The sequence below is a fragment of the Vicinamibacteria bacterium genome (genome assembly GCA_035620555.1).
Taxonomy (GTDB): Bacteria; Acidobacteriota; Vicinamibacteria; order Marinacidobacterales; family SMYC01; genus DASPGQ01.
In genome coordinates this window covers 1-2252 of sequence record DASPGQ010000452.1, presented here as the reverse complement: position 1 = coordinate 2252, position 2252 = coordinate 1, and the positions used below count along the sequence as shown (strand labels likewise).

The window sequence follows — 2252 nt, the reverse complement described above, 5'->3', positions numbered from 1 at the left end:
AATCGTCTCCGCCGGCGTCGAGGCCGAGGACCCGGTCCGCCACCCCGTCGAGCGCGGTCAGAAACAGCGCCGGCGTATTGATGCCGGCGCCGCGCAATGCCTTGACTATCGCTACGCCGTCCAGTCCGGGCAACATGCGGTCGACGATGAGCGCGTCGTAGCTACCGTCCATGGCGAGCTGCAGGCCCTCCGGCCCCGTGCCGGCGCAGTCGGCAGTGTGCCCGCTGCGCGTCAGGCCCTCTGCGACGAAGGAGGCGGTTTGGGCATCGTCCTCGATCACCAGCACCTTCATGGGGCGCACCCCTCCTGCCGGGTCCAGGAAGCGGACATACTCTCGGCGCTGACCGAGAAGGTCAGTGTGTCGCATTGGGGCCGGCCTGCCTATCACCCGATCAGCGTGTCCTCAGCGAGGCCGAGACCCGCCGCGATCTGCTGAATTGCGGCGGCATCGAGTGGGCCGTCGCTTACCGCCAGCACGAGATCGTCGTAGTCGCCATCGTATTGCGGATCGGTCACGCGCCGATCCTCGAAGCCCAGCAACGTCACCGCCTCGTCCTCCCAGTCGAGATCGACTGCCTGGAGACCGCCGGCCGGATTGAGAAGATTGATGCCGTCGGAGCTTCCGTCGAGTGCATGAAAGATCTGCAGCGGCAGCGGCAGGACCTCTTCCTCGCCATCGAACTCGGGCAGGTTGACCGGGGCCTCGAAGGACAGCGCGCCGTCGCTCACCAGCGGCGCGCCGCCATCGCCAAGGGTGGCCGAGCTCAAGGTGAAGAAGTTGGTGAAGACCAAGCCGCCGTCCGAGAACTCCGACAGATCCAGGCCCACCTCGTCCAGTGCGCCCCCCTCGGGCACGATGAAGAGGCCGAGGCCTTCCTTTCTGGACAGCTCGAACGAGGCAGAAGCGTCCTCTGCCGTGAGGCTCTCGGTGCTGGAGAATAGGATGCTGCCCTCGCCGATCTCGCCGGTGCCCTGGTTGAAACCGTAGGCGCCGACACTATGGTCGCCATCGGCCGCGATGACGGTGACGTACGTGGTCGATCCCTTACCGACAAAGTCCGAGGCCTCCGCTTCCTTGAGATTGTCGGCGACCTGATCCAGATCCCGGATCCCAACGAGGTCGACCGTGAGGTCCACCTGGAACGTTCCGTTGGGTTTCTGGGACAGCTCTTCCGTTCTCACATTCCCGATCCCTGGCGCGAAATACTTGAAGTCGGCCACTTCCGGTTCGAGAGCGGTCGTCTCGAGGGTCCGCAGGACATCGGCGACGGGATCGGGGCCAAGCGCGTCGATCTGCACCTCATCGGTGAGACTCTTGACCTCCGATACGTCTTCCGCGACGCCTGGCGCGAATTCTTGGAAGACCGTGTCGCCCGACTCCAAGAAGTCCTGCAGATTCGCCGCATTCGGCATGATGAACCCAGGTTGCGCCGTGACGGTCGGATCGACCTCCGGATCGACCACCACGCCGGCCTCCCATGATCCGTCCGTAACGGTTTCCACGTAGACGCCGTTGTCGTCGTACTCGAAGGCGAAGGTCAACTCTCCCAGGTACCAGACGTTCCCGAACTTGTCCTGCGCGTACCAATCCACGGTGTCCTCGACGAGGACGCCGTCGACATAGGCGGTGTCGCGAACGATCGTCGTGGTCACGCCCGCGATCTTGCGGGTCTCGAAGGTGGTGAAGACGTCGTTGCTTTCGATCTCGTGATCCTTCGTCTCGCCGCTGTAGCTCAGGATGGTGCCGGGCTGAAGCGGAAAATATGGATTGTCGACCGGCTCACCATGCTTGAAATCCAATTTGTCGAATTCGGGAAGAATGGTCGCCATTGCTCGCCCTCCACCGTGCTGCATCACCCGGCGACAGAATCGGCTCTCATTACCGGGGCTGTCCCTCACCGCGTTTCGTGCGCCAATTGAGAGCACATCGGGCTTGTCCCGGCTTTGTCGCGAAGTTTACTTTTTCGTAAACTTGGATAGTGGCTCTCTAAGCGTCAGAGCCCGATCTCGACCTCGATGCGCGCGAAGATCGCGTCATCGCCATCGTCGAAGGCGCGGCCAGGCATGAAATAGCCAAGAAAACCATTCACCTGGAGCTTCTCCCGAGGCCGGAAACCGAGCACGAGATCGATCTCGCTGCCGAGCCGTCGGCTTTCGCCATTTGGTTCGGAATTGAAGGCAGAGTCGTGCAGGTCCTCGGACGCCACGTCCTGGACGTATGAGTGATAGATCAGATCCATCGAAAGATTTGG

3 protein-coding genes are annotated in these 2252 nt (G+C 62.4%); all 3 read right to left on the bottom strand.

The features are described from left to right. On the bottom strand, nucleotides 1–292 hold a 292-nt coding region (locus tag VEK15_18390), incomplete at its 3' end, for a response regulator (GenBank protein ID HXV62675.1). Between the two features lie 92 nt (nucleotides 293–384). Next, nucleotides 385–1830: a hypothetical protein gene (locus VEK15_18385; protein ID HXV62674.1), complete on the bottom strand. Its 1446-nt coding sequence runs from the start codon at nucleotides 1828–1830 to the stop codon at nucleotides 385–387. Between the two features lie 164 nt (nucleotides 1831–1994). Continuing rightward, nucleotides 1995–2252, bottom strand: a 258-nt coding sequence (locus VEK15_18380) for a hypothetical protein (GenBank protein ID HXV62673.1), incomplete at its 5' end; no start/stop codon positions are given.

Bases quoted from the DNA above. Each gene is read 5' to 3' on its own strand.
- VEK15_18385 (HXV62674.1), bottom strand. From the start codon at position 1,830: ATGGCGACCATTCTTCCCGAATTCGACAAATTGGATTTCAAGCATGGT.